The organism is Micromonospora sp. RV43, assembly GCF_001029515.1.
In the GTDB taxonomy this organism is placed as follows: domain Bacteria; phylum Actinomycetota; class Actinomycetes; order Mycobacteriales; family Micromonosporaceae; genus Micromonospora; species Micromonospora aurantiaca.
The window spans coordinates 1-20,033 of record NZ_LEKG01000149.1 but is presented as its reverse complement, the minus strand read 5'-3'; the positions used below and the strand labels follow the sequence as shown (position 1 = coordinate 20,033).

Genomic DNA, 20,033 nt, shown 5'->3' with positions numbered 1-20,033 from the left:
GCACCTGCCCGACCAGGTCCTCGTCGCTCAGCGTGCCGCCGATCCAGCCGCCCGCGCGGCCGCGCTCGTCGGCACGCTGAGCGACGAGGACCTGGTCGGGCAGGTGCTGATGCCGTACGCGTACGGCAGCTCGGCCTTCACTCCGTTCACCGTCACAGTCAGCTGGACCTGGGCGCCGGGGCGCAGGGCGGTCAGTTTGCCGGTCAGCGGGTCGAATCGGGCGGCGTGCCAGGGACGTACGCCCGCGGCGCCGCCGATGTGCAGGTTCGGCGAACCGGACCAGTCGGCGCTGACCGGCGCGGCGACCGGCACCAGCCGGCCGCTGGGCTGGGTGAGCGTGGCCGTGACGTCGGCCGGTGTACGCCGGGACACCTGCGCGGGTGCGGTCAGCGCGAGCCGGTCGACGTGCGCGTGCATCTCCGCGCTCACCCACCGCGGTCCCTCGGCCAGCGGGTCACGGCGGGCCCGCTCGGCCTCCCCCGGCGTCACCGGGTCCACCCCGAACTCGGTCCACCCGGTGAACCCGCCGAGCGCCGCCGGGGTGGACGGGTCCTTGCCCGAGTTGCCGTTGATCACGTACGGCACGCCGTCCACCCGGTCGGCGTGGAACGTGCCGACGTGGCCGTTGACCATCAGCGCGCCCTTGCCGGTGCGGTGCTGGAAGTCGGCCAGCCACTGCTCGACCAGTGCCGCCTCCTTGCGGTCGCCGAGCTGGCTGGCCTTGGCCGGGCTCGGGTCGCGCGGCGGGTGGTGGAAGAACACCGCTACCGAACCGACCGAGCGGTCGGCGGCGGCCTGGTCGAGCGTCCGGCGCAGCAGCTCCACCTGGTCGAACCCGCCGCCGCGCAGCGACCCGGTGGCGGTGCTCAGCGTCAGGAATCTGGTGCCCCGGTGGTCGAAGACGCGCGAGGTGTCCCCGAAGACGCTGCGGAAGTTGTCGATCGGCGCGCCCATGATCTCGTGGTTGCCGGGCACGTAGTGGTACGGCACCTCGCCGCCCAGTTCCTCGTCCAGGATGCGCTTGGCCAGGGCGAAGTCCGCCGGGTAGGCGGTGTCCACGAAGTCACCGTTGATGATCAGGAAGTCCGGCCGGGCGGCGCGGACCTCGCGCAGCGTACGCCGGGCCTGGGCGACCAGGTCGCTGTCCGGGTTCGCGGCGACGAACTGGGCGTCGGAGAGCACCGCGAAGCGCCAGGGCGCGCCGTCCACAGTGCCGTCACGCACCACCACCCGGTCGGTGCGGTTCGGCTCCGGCGGCGCCTGCACGTCCGGCGGCACCCGCGCCACCAGGTCGTCGATCACGACCTCGCTGCGGTACTGCTCAGCCGGGTCGGTCTCGGCCACGTAGAATCGGCGCACCCGCACCGGGTACTGCACGCCCGGCGGTACGGCGAACTCGACGTACTTCCAGCCGGTCCAGTCCAGGTACGGGCCGCGCAGCACGAACTGGGTGTCCTGCGCGTCGTGCAGGTGCAGGCTGGGCCACTCGCCGGTGCCGTTCGCCTTGATCCACATGCCGAACGCCTGCGGCTGGCCGGGTACGTCGATCCAGGCGGGCGGGTCGGCGTACGCGGCTCGCGTTCCGGTGGACTGGCTGAAGTCGTACGACATCCGCAGCCCGCTCCCGGTGTGCCCGTCGGCCGGTGCGACCGACCCGGAGGCGCGGGCCTGGCTGAACTTCCAGGACGCCGCGTCGTCGAACCCGGCCACCGGCACGTCGGTCAGCCCGACGGTCACCGGCAGGACCGTGGTGCGGTTGCCGACCCGCGCGGTGACCAGCGCCGAGCCGGTCGCGGCGAGCGCCGTGACGGACAGGTTGCCGTCGGCGGTGGGGGTGACGGAGAGCAGGTCGCTGTCGTACTCCAGCCTCAGGTCGGCCGGCTCGATCGGCGCGGTGTTGCCCTCGGCGTCGTAGCCGACGACGCCGAACAGGCCGCTGTCGCCGGCCCGGTCCAGGCCGACCCGGTCGACGGTGCCGTCGATGCGCGCGAGCGGGCCGAGCACCGTCAGCTCGATCGTGCCCCGGGCGCGGCCGCGGGCGGCGGTGACGGTGCTGCGGCCGGGGACGGCGGCCCGGAACACGCCGTCGCCGTCGACCCGGCCGTGGGTGGCGTGCCAGCGCGGCTCGCCGGCGGCCGGGCCGTACGTCTCGTCGTATCCGGCGGCGGTGAGCCGGCGGGTGAGGCCGGGGAAGACCCGGTCCGGCCGGCCGCCGCGCACCGGCGCGACACCGGGTGCGGCGGTCGGGTCGCTGGCGGTCTCCAGCCAGTAGCCGGTGAGCCGGCCGCTGCCCTTCGGCGCGTAGACGGCGAGCCCGTTGGGCACCGGCCGCTCACTGCCGTCGGACGGACTGTTCTCCACCTGGACCGTGGCCGCGCCCGGCTCCCGGGCGAGCAGCGTGGAGGAGCCGCCGCCGTCGAGGTTGAGCGCGTTCGCGGCGCCCAGCTCGGCCATCATGCGGCCCATCTCGGTCTGGGTGACGCCCCGGCTGTCCACCTGCCGGCCGTCCACGGTCAGCATGATCATCTTGCGGCCGTCGGCGGAGAACCCGACAGCGGTCCGCGGGGCCAGCGACGCGTCGGCGATGCTCTGCACCACGCCGTCGCGGACCAGCACGTTGCCGCCGCCCACGGCGGCGCGCAGGTCACCGCCGTCGGAGGCCCGCGGCCGCCAGGTCAGGTCCACCGCGTCGCCGGGACGCAGCGCGGCGAGCGCGTCGGCGCCGGCCTCGCGGCCGAGCAGCACGGTGCTGCCGGCCGGGATCGGTCCCTCGCCCGCCGTGGTGGCGACGCTCGCCACCCGGCCGCCGGTCAGCGTCACCTCGACCGTCCGGGCCGCGCCCTCCACCGCCCGCTTGCGGGTGTACGAGCCCCAGAGCGGCGTGAACACTCCGACGCCGTCGCGCTGCACCATGTTGTTGAACTGGGTGAGCGGCACCGGCCCGGCGGGCAGCGTCGCGGTGCCCTCGAAGCCGACCTGGACGACCCGGCCGATGCCCTGGGCGCTGATCCCGACGGCGTTGGGGTGCCCGGCGACTGGCGACTGCACCAGTTCGCCGGAGCGGACGCCGACGCCCTGGGCGGCTCCGGAGTTGTTGATGTCGAAGAAGTCGCCGTTCACCGCCGCGACGGCACGGGACCGGTCCACCGCGGCGCGCAGCGGCTCGTCCTTGGTGACCTCGCCGGAGTTCACGTAGTCGACTGTCAGCCCGCCGGCCAGCTCGGCGGTGAGGGCGTCGGCGCGCAGCCAGCCGGCCGCGTCGTACCTGTCGAAGGAGGTCAGGTCGAGGCCGGGCGCGACCGGCCGGGTGGTCTTGGCGGTCTCCAGGCCGCCGGCCGGTTCCACACCGGCCAGCGCGACGGCGGAGTCGGGGCGGGACGAGGCGCGTGGCGCGTCCTCGGCGGCGGTGCCCGGCGGCGCGACGGCCGACGGCGCGGCAGTGGCGGCGGACGGTGCCGGCGCGGTGAGGGTCAGCAACGGCGTCAGCAGCAGGACGCCGGCGAGGCGGGCGGGTCGACTGCGGGTTCGCATGGACGACAGTCAACCCGACGGTGAACAGAAGTTTCAATACCTAGCGGCTTAACCGTAGAAAAACTTCACGACCTCCGACCCCGGTACGCGACGAGGGGCACGGCCGATGCGGCCGTGCCCCTCGTTCGTCGGATCCGTCAGCTCACTCGCCCGGAGTGGACTTCGCGATCTGCATCAGGAACTCGATGTTGGTACGGGACTGCTTGAGCCGGTCCAGCAGGAGGTCGAGCGCCGCCTGCGAGTCCAGCGAGTGCAGCACCTTGCGGAGCTTGTGGATGATCGCCAGCTCCTCCGGCGCGAGCAGGACCTCCTCCTTGCGGGTGCCGGAGGGGTTGATGTCGATCGCCGGGAAGACCCGCTTGTCGGCGATCTTCCGGTCCAGCTTCAGCTCGGCGTTACCCGTGCCCTTGAACTCCTCGAAGATGACCGTGTCCGCCATGGACCCGGTCTCCACCAGCGCGGTGGCGAGAATGGTCAGCGAACCGCCGTTCTCGATGTTGCGCGCCGCGCCGAGGAAGCGCTTGGGCGGGTAGAGCGCGGTGGAGTCGATACCACCCGACATGATCCGGCCGCTGGCCGGCGCCGCCAGGTTGTACGACCGCCCGAGCCGGGTCACCGAGTCGAGCAGCACGACCACGTCGTGCCCCAGCTCGACCAGGCGCTTCGCCCGCTCGATCGCCAGCTCCGCCACCGTGGTGTGGTCCTGCGGCGGACGGTCGAACGTGGCCGCGATGACCTCGCCCTTCACCGACCGCTGCATGTCGGTGACCTCTTCCGGCCGCTCGTCGACCAGCACCACCATCAGGTGGCACTCCGGGTTGTTGCGGGTGATCGCGTTCGCGATCGCCTGCAGCACCATCGTCTTACCGGCCTTCGGCGGCGACACGATGAGCGCCCGCTGGCCCTTGCCGATCGGCATGACCAGGTCGATCACCCGGGTGGTGAGGATGTGCGGCTCGGTCTCCAGCCGCAGGCGCTCCTGCGGGTAGAGCGGCGTGAGCTTGTAGAACTCCGGCCGGCGCTTCGCCTCGTCCGGCTCCATCCCGTTGATGGTGTCCAGCCGGACCAGCGGGTTGTACTTGTCGCGCCGCTGCTCGCCGTCCCGTGCGGCCCGCACGGCGCCGGTGATCGCGTCACCGCGGCGCAGGCCGTACTTCTTGATCTGGGACATCGAGACGTACACGTCGTTCGGGCCGGCCAGGTAGCCGGTGGTCCGGACGAAGGCGTAGTTGTCGAGCACGTCGATGATGCCGGCGACCGGGACGAGCACGTCGTCCTCGCCGACCTGCGGCTCGCGACCGCCACCGCTCTCGCCCTCGCCCCGCTCGCCGCGGCCGCGGCGACGGTCCCGGAACCGGCTGCGCCGGCCCCGCCGGCCGCCGCCCTCGCCGTCGTCGTCGCCGTCGTTGTCCCGCTCGGCGCGCTGACCACGGTCGTTGCGGTCACCCCGGTCGTTGCGGTCGCCGCCCCGGTCACCGCGCTCGTTCCGGTCGTTGCGGTCGCCACGCTCGGCCCGGTCGCCACGCTCGGCACGGTCACCACGGTCGTTGCGCTCACCGCGCTCGGCCCGATCACCGCCGCGCTCGCCACGGTCGGCCCGCTCGCCGCCACGCTCGGCCCGGTCACCGCCGCGCTCGCCGCGCTCACGGCCCCGGCCCTCGTTGCGCTCACCGCGCTCGGCCCGGTCACCGCCACGCTCGGCGCGCTCACCGGTCTCGGCGGGCGCCTCCTCGGCGCGCGTCGTCTCGGCCGGTCGCGCCTCGGTCGCCGGCGCCTCGGCCGGTCGCGCCTCGGTGGTCGCGGCGGCGGCCCGGCTGCGGCGACCACGGGTACGACCCTCGGTCACCTCGGCGGCCGGCGCCTGCTCGGCGGGGCGTGCCTCGGCCCGCTCCTCACGGACCTCCGCGTGCACCTCCTCACGGGCGGGAGCGGACGCAGCCGCCACCTCGGCTCGCGGTCGAGGGGTTCCGGCCGCGCCGCCCTGCTGCCGCTCGGTGATGGCACTGATCAGCTCGCCCTTGCGCATGCGAGCGGTACCAGAGATGCCGAGCGACGCGGCCAGGCTCTGCAGCTCCGGCAGCAGCATCGCCGACAGACCGGTGCCGCTCCGCCGGCGGCGCGTGGGGGCGGCGGTGGTGGCATCGCCAGCGACGTTGGAAACATCCGACGTCACGTCGGTGGTGTCGCTCAATGGATTCCTTCCCTCGATAGGCCGGGGCTGCCCGGAGTCGTGAACCAGGTGGCCGGGCGGCCTCGGTGCACCCGCCTCGCATGGACGCGTCGCGGGAGTCTGTGACACAGCAGCCGGTGGTTTCCCAACTCACCACCATCGGTGAGCAGGTCTCGCCGTCTGCGGCGACCTGTGGAAACTGCGGTGCGGCGTGGGCCTTGAGCAGGGGTGACGGGCTACCGCCGAGAGCTTCGGGGGTGCGCCGAACCGCAGGAAGATCGCATGCTTCGCGGCTGTGCTAGGTCTAGAGCGTAATCGCCTCGTCCGACCTGCGGCAACAGGGCCCCGCTCGGCGTGTCAAAGTCTACCCCGGATGACCCGGGCACCGCTGACATCTATCGGCAACTCCCACCGGCGCCAATCTGTTCCCGCCTGGAATCCCGCCGGGACCTCGGAGAGCGCCAGCACCGTCGGCCCCGCCCCACTGACCACAGCCGCCACACCCGCCGCACGCAGCTCACCGACGAGCGCCGCCGTGGCGGGCATCCCCGGTGCCCGCTGCTCCTGGTGCAGCCGGTCGACGGTGGCCGGCAGCAGCAGCGCGGGATCAGCGGTCAGCGCGTGCACCAGCAGGGCCGCCCGGCCCGCGTTCGACGCCGCGTCGGCGTGCGGCACGGTGGCGGGCAGCGCCGCCCGGGCCACCGAGGTCAGGCCGCGCTCGGCGGGCACGAACACGGTCGGGCGCACGGCCGGCGCCACCGGCAGCGAGACCGCCCGCGCACCGCCCGGTTCGGTCCAGGCGATGGTGAAGCCGCCGAGCAGACAGGGAGCGACGTTGTCCGGGTGCCCCTCCAGCTCGGCCGCCAGTCGCAGCGCGGCGTCGTCGTCCATCCGCCGGTCGCCGCCTGCAACCAGCGCGCGGGCCGCCAGCACCCCGGCCACGATCGCCGCCGACGACGAGCCGAGCCCTCGGGCCTGCGGGATGCGGTTGAGGCACTCCAGCGCCAGGCCGGCCGGCTGCGCGCCGAGCGCGTCGAAGGTGGCCCGCATGGCGGTGACGATCAGGTGCCGCTCGTCCGACGGCAGCTCGCCGGCGCCCTCCCCGGTGACCGACACCCGTACGCCGCCGTCTGTCACCTCGGCCGTGACGTCGTCGTGGCGGCCGAGGGCCAGCCCGAGCGCGTCGAAGCCGGGGCCCAGGTTGGCGCTGGTCGCGGGCACCCGGACCCGCACCGGGCCGGGGGTGAATGTGGTCGGCACCGGCTCATGCTAGGACGTCACCCCGACAGCCCGGCCGGACCGCCCGGAGCGTGGGACCGGCGTGTCAGGCGGCGCGCTCGGGGGCCGGCGCGTCGACCGGGTCGGTGAGCGAGAGCCGCCGGGTGGCGAACCGCCAGCCGATCGCGTACACGACGGTGACCAGGCCGCAGCCCGCCAGCACGGTGCGCTCGTCCACCCGGTCCACCACGAGCGCCACCACGAGCTGGCTCACCGCGATGGCGAGCGTCGCCAGCATCATGTCGGTGGCGAAGACCCGCCCGCGCAGCCGGTCCGGCACCTCGCCCTGCAACGCGTAGTTGGACAGCACCCAGTTGCTGCCGCCGCCCAGGTGGGCCAGGAACACCAGGACCAGCACCAGCGGGAACCAGGTCACCACCGAGGCGCCCAGGTAGGCCAGGCCGTACAACGACATGGACAGTGCCAGTCCGGTGAGCAGCCAGGCCCGGTTGCTCAGCACCCGGCGCATCATGATCGGGCCGACCAGGGCTCCGGCGCCGCGGGCGGCGAAGAGCAGCCCGGCGCCGACCGCGCCCACCCCGTACACCCCGGCGAGCAGCGGGAAGACGGTGAGCACGCCGTTGCCCAGGCCGACCGCCGACTTGACCGTTACCAGCGCCAGCACGCGCGGGCGGTGGGCGATGTAGCGCAGCGCCTCGCGGATCGCCGCCCAGGTGCGCGGCACCGTCGCCGCCGGGTCGCGCGGCGCCTGCAACGGCCGGCGGATCAGCGCGGCCAGGCCCGCGGCGGCGACCAGGCCGACTGCCGCCACCCAGAAGCTGGCGTACGGGCCCGCGACGGCGCTCAGGATGCCGCCGAGCGAGGCCCCGACCACAGTCATCGTGCCCCACGCCGAGCCGGCGACCGCGTTGCCCGCGGCCAGGTCCTCCGGGTCGACCACGTTCGGCAGCGCGGCCTGGGCAGCGGGCGAGTAGAACGCCTTCGCCACCGCCACCAGCGCGATCGCCGCCAGCGCCAGCCAGGCCGTGCCGGCGCTGCGCACGCCGAGCAGCAGCAGCACACCGGCCAGCGCGCCCACGTTCGCCACCATCATCACCTTGCGGCGGTCGAACCGGTCGGCGATCGTTCCGGCGTACGGGAGCAGCAACGCGGTCGTGCCGGTGTCCACCGCCAGCACCAGCGCGCCCCAGACACCGCTGCCGGTCAGGTCGGGCAGCAGCACCAGCAACGGCACCATGACGAACCAGTCCGCGCCGAAGACCACCAGCTCGGCGAGGAACAGATGGCGGAAGTCGCGGTTGCGGACGAGGACCGAGAGGGTGGGTGACACGCGGGCACCCTACCGGGCCGCCCCGGGCGCGGCAGCGCGGCGCAGCAGGTCGGAGACCGTGACGAAGGTGTATCCCCGGGCCCGCAGACCGCCGATCATGTCGGGCAGGCCGCGGAGCGCGACGAGCCGGCCGTCGTTGCCGACGTCGTGGCCGAGCACTATCGTGCCGGGGCGCACGTCGGCGACGATGCGCCGGGCGTGCCCGGCCGGGTCGTGCGGGAACTCGCTCTCGACCATCTGGAGCGTCCAGAGCACCAGGCGGTAGCCCAGCCGGGCCGACGCGTACAGCACCGAACCGCCGAGGTGCCCCCAGGGCGGGCGGAGCAGCCGGGGCGCCGAGCCGGTGGCCGCCGTGATCGCGTCGTGGCTGCGGCGCAGGTCGTCGTAGACCGTCGCGGCGTCCATCCGGGCCAGGTCGCGGTGCGCCCAGCTGTGGTTGCCGACCTCGTGGGCGTCCATCCGGCCGCGGACCAGCGCGGCGTGCTCGCGGGCCCGCTCACCGACCAGGAAGAAGGTGGCCGGCACCCGGTGCTCGGCGAGCGTGTCGAGCACCATCGGGGTCCACTGTGGGCGGGGACCGTCGTCGAAGGTGAGCGCCACCAGGGGCTCTTCGGTGCGTACCCCCCAGACGACCTGCACCCCGCCGGTGCCGACGTCCTGATGGCGGTTGCCGAGCGTGGCGCTCGCCGGGCCGCCCGCGATCGGGAGCCTCCGATCGGCCACCCAGGTGCTCTCGGCGGTCGCGACGGCGCCGACCACGGCCCCGCCGAGCAGCAGCGCGGAGCGGCGCAGCACGGTACGCCGATCCCAACGGCCCGCTCCCCCCGCCATCGCACCCCCGAACCGAAAGTAGGCAGCAGCTCACTGAGCGTACCGCCCGGCGCGGTTCGGGTGTGTCCCGCACGCCGAGGTGCCGGGAGGGGCCCGCACGGGGCCCCTCCCGGTCCGTCACTCGGTCGGCGGGAGCGGCGACTGGCGGCTCTTGGGCAGGCGGAGCACCTCGAACTGGTCGGTGCCGTCGACCAGCGCGCCCGACGGGCGGGCCGGCGGCGGCGCCACCACGCCCCGTTCCTCGGCGCGCTCCCCGCCGCCGACCGCCACCGGCACCGGGTCCGGCTCCGGCTGCGGCTCGACCGGCTCGGAAGCGCCGCCCCGCCGCCGGTTCCGGAACGAGCCCTTGGTGTGCTCGACCATCGTGTAGAGCGTCGGCACCAGCACCAGCGTCAGCAGCGTCGAGCTGAGCAGGCCGCCGATCACCACGATCGCCAGCGGCTTGGAGATGAAGCCGCCCTCGCCGGTCAGGCCGAGCGCCATCGGCAGCAACGCGAAGATGGTGGCGACGGCGGTCATCAGGATGGGCCGCAGGCGGCGCCGGCCGCCCTCCACCACAGCCTCGGTCACGTCCATGCCCTGGGCCCGGTACTGGTTGATCAGGTCGAGCAGCACGATCGCGTTCGTCACCACGATGCCGACGAGCATGAGCACGCCGATCAGCGCCGGCACGCCCAGCGGCGTACCGGTGACCAGCAGCAGCCCGATCGCGCCGGTCGCGGCGAACGGCACCGAGATCAGCAGGATCAGCGCCTGGGTCAGGCTGCGGAACGTCGCCACCAGGATCAGGAAGACGATCGCGATGGCGGCCAGCACCGCGAGGCCGAGGTCCGCGAACGCGTCGGCCTGGTCGGCGCTGACGCCGCCGATCACGTACGTGGCGCCCGGCACGTCCAGCGCGTCCAGCCGCTTCTGCAGCTCCTGCGTGGTGGCGCCGAGGTTCGAGCCGGTCGCCGTACCGGTGACCGAGACGCTGCGCTCCCCGTCGATCCGGGTCACCTGCTGCGGGCCGTCGACCTGCTCGACGTCCGCGATCGCGTCCAGCGGCACCGCGCCGACCCGCAGCGCCCGCAGCTCGTCGACGGTCAGCGGCGGCCGGGCACCGCTGCTCAGCACCACGCTCTGCGCCGTACCGTCGAGCGTCACCTGCCCGAGCGGCGCTCCCCGGTACGTCTGCGCGACGAGCTGCCCGACGGCCGCCTCGGTGAGACCCGCACGGGCCGCGGCCACCCGGTCCACAGTCACCTCGACGCGCGGCACCTGGGTGGCCAGGCTGCTGGTGACGTCCTCCACGCCCGGCGTGCCGGCCATCGCGCCCCGTACCGCCTCGGCCGCCCGGGTCAGCGTCTCCTGGTCGGCGGCCTGCACGACCACCTCGACCTGGTTGGCGGAGGCGTTCTGCCCGCCGCCGAATGTCAACTCGCCGACCTCCGGGCCGAGCGCGTCGAACTCCTTGCGCAGGCCCTGCCGTACCGCCGCGGCGTCGGTGTCGTCGGACAGCGACAGCGACCAGGTGGCCCGATCACTGCCGCCGCCGGCGAACGGGTTGTCCCCACCGCCGGCGCTGACCTGGTAGGTCTCCACCCCCGGGGTACGCCGCAGCACCTCCTCGACCCGGGCGGCGGCCCGGTCGGTGCCGGCGAGCGAGGTGCCGGCCGGCATCTCCTGCCGGATGGCGAGCGTGTCCTGGCCGGAGTCGTCCAGGAAGTTCGTCTCCAGCTTCTGCGCCAGGCCGAACGTGCCCAGGAGCACCAGCAGGCCCAGGCCCACAGTGGCCCAGCGGGTCTTCCGCGAGCGGGTGGCGAAGTCGATCACCGGCAGGTACGCCCGCTGCAACGGGTTGCGCAGCTCCTTCTCCTCGGCGGCGCGCCGGGCGGCGGCGTCGTCCGCACCGCCGCGCGGCCGCAGGAACCAGTACGCCAGCACCGGGATGACGGTCAGCGACACCAGCAGCGAGGCGAGCAGCGCCACCGTCACGGTGATCGCGAACGGGGCGAACAGCTGCCCGACGAAGCCGCCCACCAGGGCGATCGGCGCGAACACGGCGACAGTGGTGAGCGTGGACGCGGTCACCGCGCCGGCCACCTCGCGTACCGCGGTGAGGATCGCGTCCCGCTTCGGTTCGCCGTACTCCAGATGGCGTTTGATGTTCTCCAGCACCACGATGGAGTCGTCCACCACCCGCCCGACCGCGATGGTCAACGCGCCGAGGGTGAGCAGGTTCAGCGAGTAGTCGCCGGACCAGAGCACGATCAGCGCGACCAGCACCGACAGCGGGATGGACACCGCGGTGACCACCGTGGAACGCACCGACAGCAGGAACACCAGGATCACCACGACCGCCATGACCAGGCCGAGCAGGCCCTCGGTGGTCAGGCTCTCGATCGACCGCTCGACGAACGGCGCCTGGTCGAAGACCACTGTCAGCTCGGCGCCCGCGGCGTCACCCAGCTCGTCCAGCCGGTCCCGGATGTCGTGCGAGATGTCGACCGCGTTGCCGTCCGGCGCGGCGGTCACCGCGATGCCGAGGCTGGGCTTGCCGTTGGTCCGGGTCAACGAGGTGGCGGGGGCGAGCTGCTGCTCCACGGCGGCCACGTCGCCGAGGCGTACCGGGGCGGCGGGAGCCGTGGTCAGCACGATGCCGCGCAGGTCGTCGATGGTCCGGATCGGCGTGCCCACCTGCACCGGCAGCGACCTGTCGCCGTCGGCGAGCGCACCGGCCGGCACGGCCACGCCGTTGCTCTTGAGTGCCGACGCGATGGCGGTCGGCGCCACCTTGGCGGCGGCCAGCTTCGCCGGGTCCGGCGTGATCGTCACGACCTGGTTGCGGGCGCCGGTGACGTCCACCGAGCGGACGCCGTCCAGCGCCTCCAGCTCCGGTACGACGGCGTTGCGCAGCTTCTCCGCCAGCGCCCGCTCGTCGCCGTCACCGGTCGCGGCGACCACCACTGCGGGCAGGTCGTCGGTGCTACCGGCGATCACCTGCGGGTCGACGCCCTCGGGGAGCTGGGAGTCGATCCGGTTGAGCGCGGTCTCCATCTTGTTGACCACGTCGTCCAGGTCGGTGCCGAACTCGTACTGCACCTGGACCGTGGCCGCGCCCTCGCGCGAGGTCGAGGTGACCTTGTCGAGGCCCGGGATGCCCTGGAGGCTGTTCTCGATCGGCTCGGCGACCTGGGATTCCACGATCTCCGGCGCGGCGCCCGGGTACGTCGCCACGATGAACGCGGCGGGGAACTCCAGCGACGGCAGGAGCTGCTGCTTCAGCGACGGCACGGCGAACAGGCCGAAGGCCGTGGTCACCAACGCGACGAGGGCGATCAGCCCCCGGTTGGCGAGGCTGAATCTGGCGAGCAGCGACATCGGCGTTACTCACTCCTGAAGAGGTGTCCGGCGGGGGTGTCTGAGTCTGCCGCACGCCCCGACACTCCCGGCATCCGCCCCAGCCGATGACACTTCCGCGCTCGGGGGTCGCCCGTGCCCGCCTTGATCGACACCAGCTCGCCGAAGTGGCTGCATCCCACACACCCCGATCCCGCCACCTCCCCGAACTGGAGTGGATCAAGACGGGGGATGCCACCACCTCCCCGAGCTGGTGCAGATCGGGGGATGCCGCCACCTCCCCCCAAGTGAGGTCCGGCAGAGGAAGCGCGGAGGCCCGCGAGGTCCAGCGGAGTGCGTCGCCCGAGGCACCCGGACGGGGGTGTGAATCGGGGCCGGGCAAGGCCCGGGGAAGCCGCGGAGACGGAGCGATCAGACCAGGTCGAGCGAGCGGGCGGCGGCCAGCGCGTCGTTGGCGATGGTCACCGGGGCCGGCGCGGTGGAGATGGCCCACTCCGGGTCCTTCAGGCCGTGCCCGGTGACCGTGCAGACCACCCGCGACCCGGCCGGCACCCGCCCGGCCGCGGCCTGCTGGAGCAGACCGGCGACGCTGGCCGCGCTGCCCAGCTCGACGAAGGCGCCCACCTCGCGGGCCAGCAGCCGGTACGCCGACAGGATCTCCCGGTCGGTGACCGCCGAGATCAGGCCGTCGGAGGCGTCCCGCGCGTCGATGGCCTTCGTCCAGCTCGCCGGGTTGCCGATCCGGATGGCGGTGGCGATCGTCGACGGCTCCGGCACCACCTGACCGGTGACGATGGGAGCGGCGCCGGCCGCCTGGAAGCCGTACATCCGGGGGGCCTTCGTGGCGTTGCCGTCGCGCAGGTCCTCGGAGTAGCCCATCCAGTACGCGGTGATGTTGCCGGCGTTGCCGACCGGCAGGCAGTGGATGTCGGGCGCGTCGCCGAGCGCCTCGACGATCTCGAAGGCGGCGGTCTTCTGGCCGTGCAGCCGGTCGATGTTGACGGAGTTGACCAGCGCGACCGGGTAGTCCTGGGCGAGCTTGCCGGCGAGCCCGAGGCAGTCGTCGAAGTTCCCCTGCACCTGGAGCAGCTTCGCGCCGTGCACGAGCGCCTGGGCCAGCTTGCCCAGCGCGATCTTGCCCTGCGGCACCAGAACCGCGCAGGTGATCCCGGCGCGGGCCGCGTACGCGGCGGCGGAGGCGCTGGTGTTGCCGGTGGAGGCGCAGATGATCGCCTTGTCACCGGCCTCGACGGCCTTGGAGACCGCGACAGTCATGCCGCGGTCCTTGAACGAGCCGGTCGGGTTGGCGCCCTCGACCTTGAGCCACACGTCCGCGCCGACCCGGGCGGAGAGCACCGGTGCCGGCAGCAGCGGCGTGTTGCCCTCGTGCAGGGTGACGACGGGAGTCGCCCCGGTGACCGGCAGCCGATCCCGGTACGCCTCGATCAGTCCCCGCCACATGTCGTGCTCCTCGCGTCCGTCGCCCCGCTCCGGGGCCTGTCACCAGCGTGGACCAGCCTGCTCGGCCGGCCACCGGCACACCCTGCTCTAACCATCAGGCGGGACGCGCGGGTTACGCGCCACCCTCCACCCGCAGCACACTCGTCACCGAACGGACGATGTCGAGTCCGCGCAGCTCACCGACGGTGGCCGCGAGCGCGGCATCCGGCGCGACGTGGGTGACGATGACCAGTTCGGCGTCCCCGCCTGCCGGACCCTGCCGGACGGTGGCGATGGACACCTCGTGCCGGGCGAAGACGCCTGCCACCCCGGCCAGCACGCCCGGCCGGTCGGCCACGTCGAGGCTGATGTGGTAGCGGGTGAGCGCCTCGCCCATCGGGCGCACCGGCAGGTCCGCGTACGCCGACTCGCTCGCCGCGTGCACCCCGGCGAGGCGGTTGCGGGCCACCGCCACCACGTCGCCGAGCACCGCGCTGGCGGTGGGCGCGCCACCGGCGCCCCGGCCGTAGAACATGAGCTGCCCGGCGGCGTCGGCCTCGACGAAGACCGCGTTGAACGCGTCGCCGACGCTCGCGAGCGGATGCGTCAGCGGGATCATCGCCGGGTGCACCCGGACGTTGACGGTCTCCCGGCCCTCCGCGTCGACGCCCCGGGCCGCGATGCAGAGCAGTTTGATCGTGCAGCCCATGGCCTTGGCGCTGGCCACGTCGGCGGCGGTCACCTCGGTGATGCCCTCGCGGTGCACGTCGGCGGCGGTCACCCGGGTGTGGAACGCCAGCGAGGCGAGGATGGCGGCCTTGGCGGCGGCGTCGAAGCCCTCCACGTCGGCCGTCGGGTCGGCCTCGGCGTACCCCAGCTCGGTGGCCTCCTCCAGCGCCTCGGCGAACCCGGCGCCGGTGGCGTCCATGGCGGAGAGGATGAAGTTCGTGGTGCCGTTCACGATGCCGGTGACCCGGGTGATCCGGTCGCCGTGCAGCGACTCGCGCAGCGGGCGCAGCAGCGGGATGGCCCCGGCGACGCTCGCCTCGTAGTAGAGGTCGGCGCCACCCTCGGCGGCGGCGTCGTGCAGCGCGGCGCCGTCCTCGGCGAGCAGCGCCTTGTTGGCGGTGACCACGCTCTTGCCGGCGCGCAGCGCCTCGACCAGCCAGCCGCGGGCCGGCTCGATGCCGCCGACCACCTCGACCACCACGTCCACGTCGTCGCGCTTGATCAGCCCGAGCGCGTCGGTGGTGAACAGCGCCGGGTCGACCGGCAGGTCGCCGCGGTCACGGCCGATCCGGCGTACGGCGATCCCGGCGATCTCCAGCGGGGCGCCGATCCGGGCGGCGAGGTCTTCCGACTGCTCGTGCAGCAGCCGGACCACGTCGCTGCCGACAGTGCCGCAGCCGAGCAGCGCCAAGCGAACCGGTGAGGTCATCCCACATCCAATGCCAGCAGGTCGTCTTCGGTCTCCCGGCGGACGATCAGCCGCGCCCGACCTTCGCGGACGGCGACGACCGGGGGCCGCGGGACATGGTTGTAGTTGCTCGCCATGCTCCGGCAGTAGGCCCCGGTGCCGGGCACCGCGACAAGATCTCCGGGCTGCACGTCAGCGGGCAGGAATTCATCCTTCACCACGATGTCCCCGGACTCACAATGCTTTCCCACCACGCGGGCGAGCATCGGCTGCGCGGTTGACGTGCGGTTCGCCAGCGTGGCCGAGTACGAGGCGTCGTAGAGCGCGGTACGGATGTTGTCACTCATCCCCCCGTCCACGCTCACGTAGGTCCGCAGGCCGTCCACATCTTTCACGGTCCCGGCCTGATAGAGCGTGAACACCGCCGGGCCGACGATCGCGCGGCCCGGCTCGACGGACAGATGCGGCACGGCCAGGTTCTCCGCCGCGCACTCCCCGTCCACGATCTTGCGCAACCGCTTCGCCAGGTCGTGCGGCGACGCCGGGTCGTCCTGCGTGGTGTACGCGATGCCGAAGCCGCCGCCCAGGTCCAGCTCGGGCAGCTCCACGCCGCGGGCGTCGCGGATCTGCGACTGGAGGGCGAGCACCCGGCGGGCGGACACCTCGAAGCCGCTGGCGTCGAAGATCTGCGAGCCGATGTGCGAGTGCAGGCCGCGCAGCTCCAGCACGTCCTCGTCGAGGATCTTGAACGCGGCCGCCGCGGCGGCCCCGCCCGCGAGGGAGAAGCCGAACTTCTGGTCCTCGTGGGCGGTGGCGATGAACTCGTGGGTGTGCGCCTCCACGCCGACGGTGACCCGGACCAGCACCTTGGGGCGTACCCCGCGCTCGCGGGCCAGCTCGGAGAGCCGGTCGATCTCGGTGAACGAGTCGACGATGATCCGGCCCACCCCGGCGTCGACCGCCCGGGTCAGCTCCGCCACCGACTTGTTGTTGCCGTGGAAGCCGATCCGCTCGGGCGGCATCCCGGCCGACAGCGCGGTGGCCAGCTCGCCGCCGGTGCAGACGTCGAGGAACATGCCCTCCTCGGCGATCATCCGGACCACGGCGCGGCACAGGAACGCCTTGCCGGCGTAGTAGACGTCCGCGTCCGGGAAGGCCGCCCGGAACTCGCGGCAGCGCTCGCGCAGGTCGTCCTCGTCCAGCACGTACGCCGGGGTGCCGTACTCGGCGGCCAGGTCGCGGACGTCCAGGCCCGCGACTGTGAGCGCGCCGCCGGGGCCGCGCGCCACGTTGCGCGGCCACAGTTGCGGCACCAGGGCGTTGACGTCGACCGGGGTACGCAGCCACGCGGGCCCCCGGGTGCCGATCTCGCCGTGCAGTGCGCCTGCCTCGTGAGCCCGCATGTCGCTACATCCGCTCCGGCGCGGACACCCCGAGCAGGTGCAGGCCGTTGGCGATGACCACCCGGGTGGCGTCGTTGAGCCAGAGCCGCGCCCGATGGGTGTCGGTGATCTCCTCGTCGCCCTGCGGGGCGATCCGGCAGTTGTCGTAGAACCGGTGGTACGCCTGCGCGACGCTCTCCTCCAGGTAGCGGGCCACCCGGTGCGGCTCGCGCAGCTCGGCGGCGGTGGCCACCACCGCCGGGAACTCCGCGAGCGCCTTGAGCAGCTCGTTCTCCTTGTCGTGGCCGAGCAGCTCCGGCTGGAACGCGGCGGCGTCACCACGGGTCAGCCCGATCTCGGCCGCGTTGCGGGCCGCACCGGCGGTCCGGGCCGCGACGTACTGCACGTAGTAGACCGGGTTGTCGTTCTTGGCCCGGGTCCACAGCTCCACGTCGATGTCGATGGGCGAGTCGGCCGAGTAGCGGGCCAGCGCGTACCGGGCGGCGTCCACGCCGATCGCGTCGACCAGGTCCTCCAGCGTGACCACGGTGCCGGCCCGCTTGCTCATCCGCACCGGGGCGCCGTCGCGGACCAGGTTGACCAGCTGGCCGATGAGGATCTCCAGGTTGCGCGCCGGGTCGTCGCCGAAGCACGCGGACATCGCCTTCATCCGGCCGATGTAGCCGTGGTGGTCGGCGCCCAGCATGATCACGACCCGGTCGAAGCCGCGCTCCCGCTTGTTCAGGTAGTAGGCGCAGTCGGCGGCGAAGTACGTCCACTCGCCGTTGGACTTGCGCAGCACCCGGTCCTTGTCGTCGCCGAACTCGGTGGTACGCAGCCAGGTCGCGCCCTCGGACTCGAAGACGTGCCCCTGCTCCCGCAGCCGGTCCAGCGCCGCGTCCAGCGCACCCCCGTCGTGCAGGTCCTTCTCGTTGAAGTAGGTGTCGAACTCCACACCGAAGTCGCGCAGCGAGGACTTGATCTCGGCGAACATCAACTGGACGCCCTCGTTCCGGAACACCTCCTGGGCGGCGTCCTCGGGGAGGTCGAGCACGTCCGGCCGCAGCCGGACCACCTCGGCGGCGATCTCCGCGATGTACGCGCCGCCGTAGCCGTCCTCCGGCGCGGGCTCGCCCTTGGCGGCGGCCAGCAGCGAGCGGGCGAACCGGTCGATCTGCGAGCCGGCGTCGTTGAAGTAGTACTCGGTGCCCACGTCGGCGCCGGTGGCGCGGAGCAGGCGGCTGAGCGCGTCGCCGACGGCCGCCCAGCGGACCCCGCCGATGTGCACCGGGCCGGTCGGGTTCGCCGAGACGAACTCCAGGTTGATCCGCTGACCGGCGAGGGTGTCGCTGCGCCCGTACGCCGGGCCGGCCTCGACGATGACCCTGGCGAGCTGGCCGGCGGCGGCCGCGTCCAGGCGGATGTTCAGGAAGCCGGGCCCGGCGATCTCCACCGACTTGATCCCCGGCGCCTTGGCCAGCTCGTCGGCCAGCGCGGTCGCCAGCTCCCGCGGGGGTACGCCCACCTTCTTGCTGAGCTGGAGCGCCAGCGTCGAGGCGTAGTCACCGTGATCGGGATTACGGGGTCGCTCGACGGTGGTCTGCGCGGGCAGCGCGGCGCGGTCCAGTCCCCGCTCGTCGAAGACGGCGTGGGCTGCGGCGAGGACGACCTCGGCGAGTTCTGCGGGAGTCACTGATCCATGTTATCGGGGGTAGACTCGGGCACCGCGGAGGCGACCCAGCATGTGAACCGGCCCCGCGCTCCCCTGACCGACCGACCTGACGAGGCACGATGAGCATCAGCACCCCGGGCGGCCCGGAGCGCCGTCCCACCGTGGTCAGCACCGGCAAGAAGCCGGCCGCCGGCCGGCCCTCGGCTGCCGACAAGCCCGCCGCGAAGGCCGGCTCGGGCAAGACCGGGGGCGGCAAGGGCACGCCACGGCAGGGCGCCGGGGGCAAGGGCCGCAAGCCGGTCGCCCCGGTGAAGGTGAGCCAGGGCCGTTCGTGGGGCCCGATCGCCCTCTTCGTCGCGGTCGGCGTCCTGGCCGTGGGCATCATCGGCGTCGGCGCCTGGGCGGTCTACCAGGGCGGCCAGCCGTGGCAGAAGCGGGCCGAGGCGATCGACGGCATCGTCGACTACCACGCCAAGGACAAGGACCTGGTCAAGGGCGGCAACCACCAGCCCGGCGCGATCAAGTACGACATCCTCCCGCCGGTCGGCGGCCCGCACAACCAGGCGTGGCAGAACTGCATGGGTGACGTCTACGACGCCCCGATCGCCAACGAGCACGCGGTGCACAGCCTGGAGCACGGCACGGTCTGGATCACCTACCGCCCGGACCTGCCCGCCGACCAGGTGGAGAAGCTCCGCAGCAAGGTGCAGGGCAAGGAGAAGACGATGCTCAGCCCGTTCGAGGGGCTGGACAAGCCGATCTCGCTCCAGGCCTGGGGCTACCAGCTCAAGGTCGACAACGCCGACGACGGCCGGATCGACGACTTCATCAAGACCCTGCGGGTGAACGCCTCCATCGAGGGCCCGAACGCGCTCTGCGACCAGGGCGTCACCGCCACCGGCACCGCCCCGCGCGACAACCTGCAGAACAACATGCCCCAGCAGCCCACCCAGTGAGGACGCCGCGATGACCGCTCCGGTGACCACCGACAGCGAACTGGACGAGGCTCCGGCCGCCGGCCAGGGCGGCCGGGGCGCGGTGCGCCGCTACGGCCTGCTGGCGGTGGCCGCCGCCCTCGTGGTCGGGCTGGTCCTCGGGTACGCGGGCGGCCTGCTCACCCCGACGCTCACCCGTCCGGGTGAGAACTCGGCGGAGGCCGGGTTCGCCCGGGACATGACCGCCCACCACAACCAGGCCGTGGCGATGGGTCTGCTGGCGTTCAGCCAGGGCCAGGACCCCGAGGTACGCCAGGTCGGAGTGGACATCGCCACCGGCCAGCAGGGCGAGATCGGCACCATGCAGACCTGGCTGCGGTCCTGGAAGCTGGACCCGACCGGCGAGCAGGCGCCGATGGCGTGGATGAAGGACGGCGGCGGGCTGATCAAGGACGGCCTGATGCCGGGCATGGCGACGCCGGAGGAGATGGCGAAGCTGCGCGCGGCGAGCGGCCGCGAGTTCGACGTGCTCTTCCTCCAGATGATGATCCGTCACCACATCGGCGGGGTGCACATGATCGACGGCATCCTCGACGAGGGGGGCGACGACGACGTGCTGGCGGTCGCGCAGACGATGAAGAACACCCAGCAGAACGACCTGACCAACCTGAGCGCCGCACTGAAGCGCCTGGGCGGAACCCCGTAACACCCGCCCACCCGATCCACCGAGGCCCGGTCCCCCTC

At 73.2% G+C, this 20,033-nt stretch carries 11 protein-coding genes and 1 pseudogene; 2 read left to right on the top strand and 10 right to left on the bottom strand.

From position 1 onward, the window contains the following. Positions 1-630 precede the first annotated feature (630 nt). From ABD52_RS28200 to argS, 10 genes and pseudogenes are all read right to left on the bottom strand, one after another. A pseudogene (locus ABD52_RS28200) lies at positions 631-2,913 on the bottom strand (phosphodiester glycosidase family protein); the annotation flags it as partial. Positions 2,914-3,673: 760 nt separating this feature from the next. Continuing rightward, a complete protein-coding gene (rho, locus tag ABD52_RS28195; protein ID WP_047893776.1) occupies positions 3,674-5,722 on the bottom strand; it encodes a transcription termination factor Rho in 2,049 nt (682 codons plus the stop codon). Between the two features lie 336 nt (positions 5,723-6,058). Next, positions 6,059-6,961: a homoserine kinase gene (gene thrB, locus ABD52_RS28190; RefSeq protein WP_047893775.1), complete on the bottom strand. Its 903-nt coding sequence runs from the start codon at positions 6,959-6,961 to the stop codon at positions 6,059-6,061. A gap of 64 nt (positions 6,962-7,025) precedes the next feature. After that, positions 7,026-8,270, bottom strand: a complete 1,245-nt coding sequence (locus ABD52_RS28185; RefSeq protein WP_013288276.1) for an MFS transporter — start codon at positions 8,268-8,270, stop codon at positions 7,026-7,028. 9 nt (positions 8,271-8,279) lie between these two features. Next, positions 8,280-9,101: a polysaccharide deacetylase family protein gene (locus tag ABD52_RS28180; RefSeq protein WP_013475351.1), complete on the bottom strand. Its 822-nt coding sequence runs from the start codon at positions 9,099-9,101 to the stop codon at positions 8,280-8,282. A 117-nt stretch (positions 9,102-9,218) separates the two neighbouring features. Next, positions 9,219-12,464, bottom strand: coding sequence for an efflux RND transporter permease subunit (locus ABD52_RS28175; protein ID WP_047893774.1), 3,246 nt, complete (start codon positions 12,462-12,464; stop codon positions 9,219-9,221). Positions 12,465-12,854: 390 nt separating this feature from the next. After that, the gene (thrC, locus tag ABD52_RS28170) at positions 12,855-13,904 is read right to left on the bottom strand and encodes a threonine synthase (RefSeq protein ID WP_047893773.1); all 1,050 of its coding nucleotides are present in this window, start codon (positions 13,902-13,904) and stop codon (positions 12,855-12,857) included. Positions 13,905-14,016: 112 nt separating this feature from the next. Next, positions 14,017-15,321, bottom strand: coding sequence for a homoserine dehydrogenase (locus tag ABD52_RS28165; RefSeq protein ID WP_013288280.1), 1,305 nt, complete (start codon positions 15,319-15,321; stop codon positions 14,017-14,019). Further along, positions 15,318-16,703: a diaminopimelate decarboxylase gene (gene lysA, locus ABD52_RS28160; RefSeq protein WP_047893772.1), complete on the bottom strand. Its 1,386-nt coding sequence runs from the start codon at positions 16,701-16,703 to the stop codon at positions 15,318-15,320. The genes ABD52_RS28165 and lysA overlap by 4 nt, the downstream gene beginning before the upstream one ends. Before the next feature lie 4 nt (positions 16,704-16,707). Further along, on the bottom strand, positions 16,708-18,375 hold the full coding sequence (gene argS / locus ABD52_RS28155) for an arginine--tRNA ligase (RefSeq protein WP_047893771.1): 1,668 nt from the start codon (positions 18,373-18,375) through the stop codon (positions 16,708-16,710). Positions 18,376-18,473: 98 nt separating this feature from the next. On the opposite strand from argS, the gene ABD52_RS28150 reads away from it, so the two are divergent. Both ABD52_RS28150 and ABD52_RS28145 read left to right on the top strand, forming a co-directional pair. Then, entirely contained in the window at positions 18,474-19,310 is an 837-nt protein-coding gene (locus tag ABD52_RS28150) for a DUF3105 domain-containing protein (RefSeq protein WP_047893770.1), read from the top strand. Positions 19,311-19,320: 10 nt separating this feature from the next. After that, positions 19,321-19,995, top strand: a complete 675-nt coding sequence (locus tag ABD52_RS28145) for a DUF305 domain-containing protein (RefSeq protein ID WP_047893769.1) — start codon at positions 19,321-19,323, stop codon at positions 19,993-19,995. Positions 19,996-20,033 lie beyond the last annotated feature (38 nt).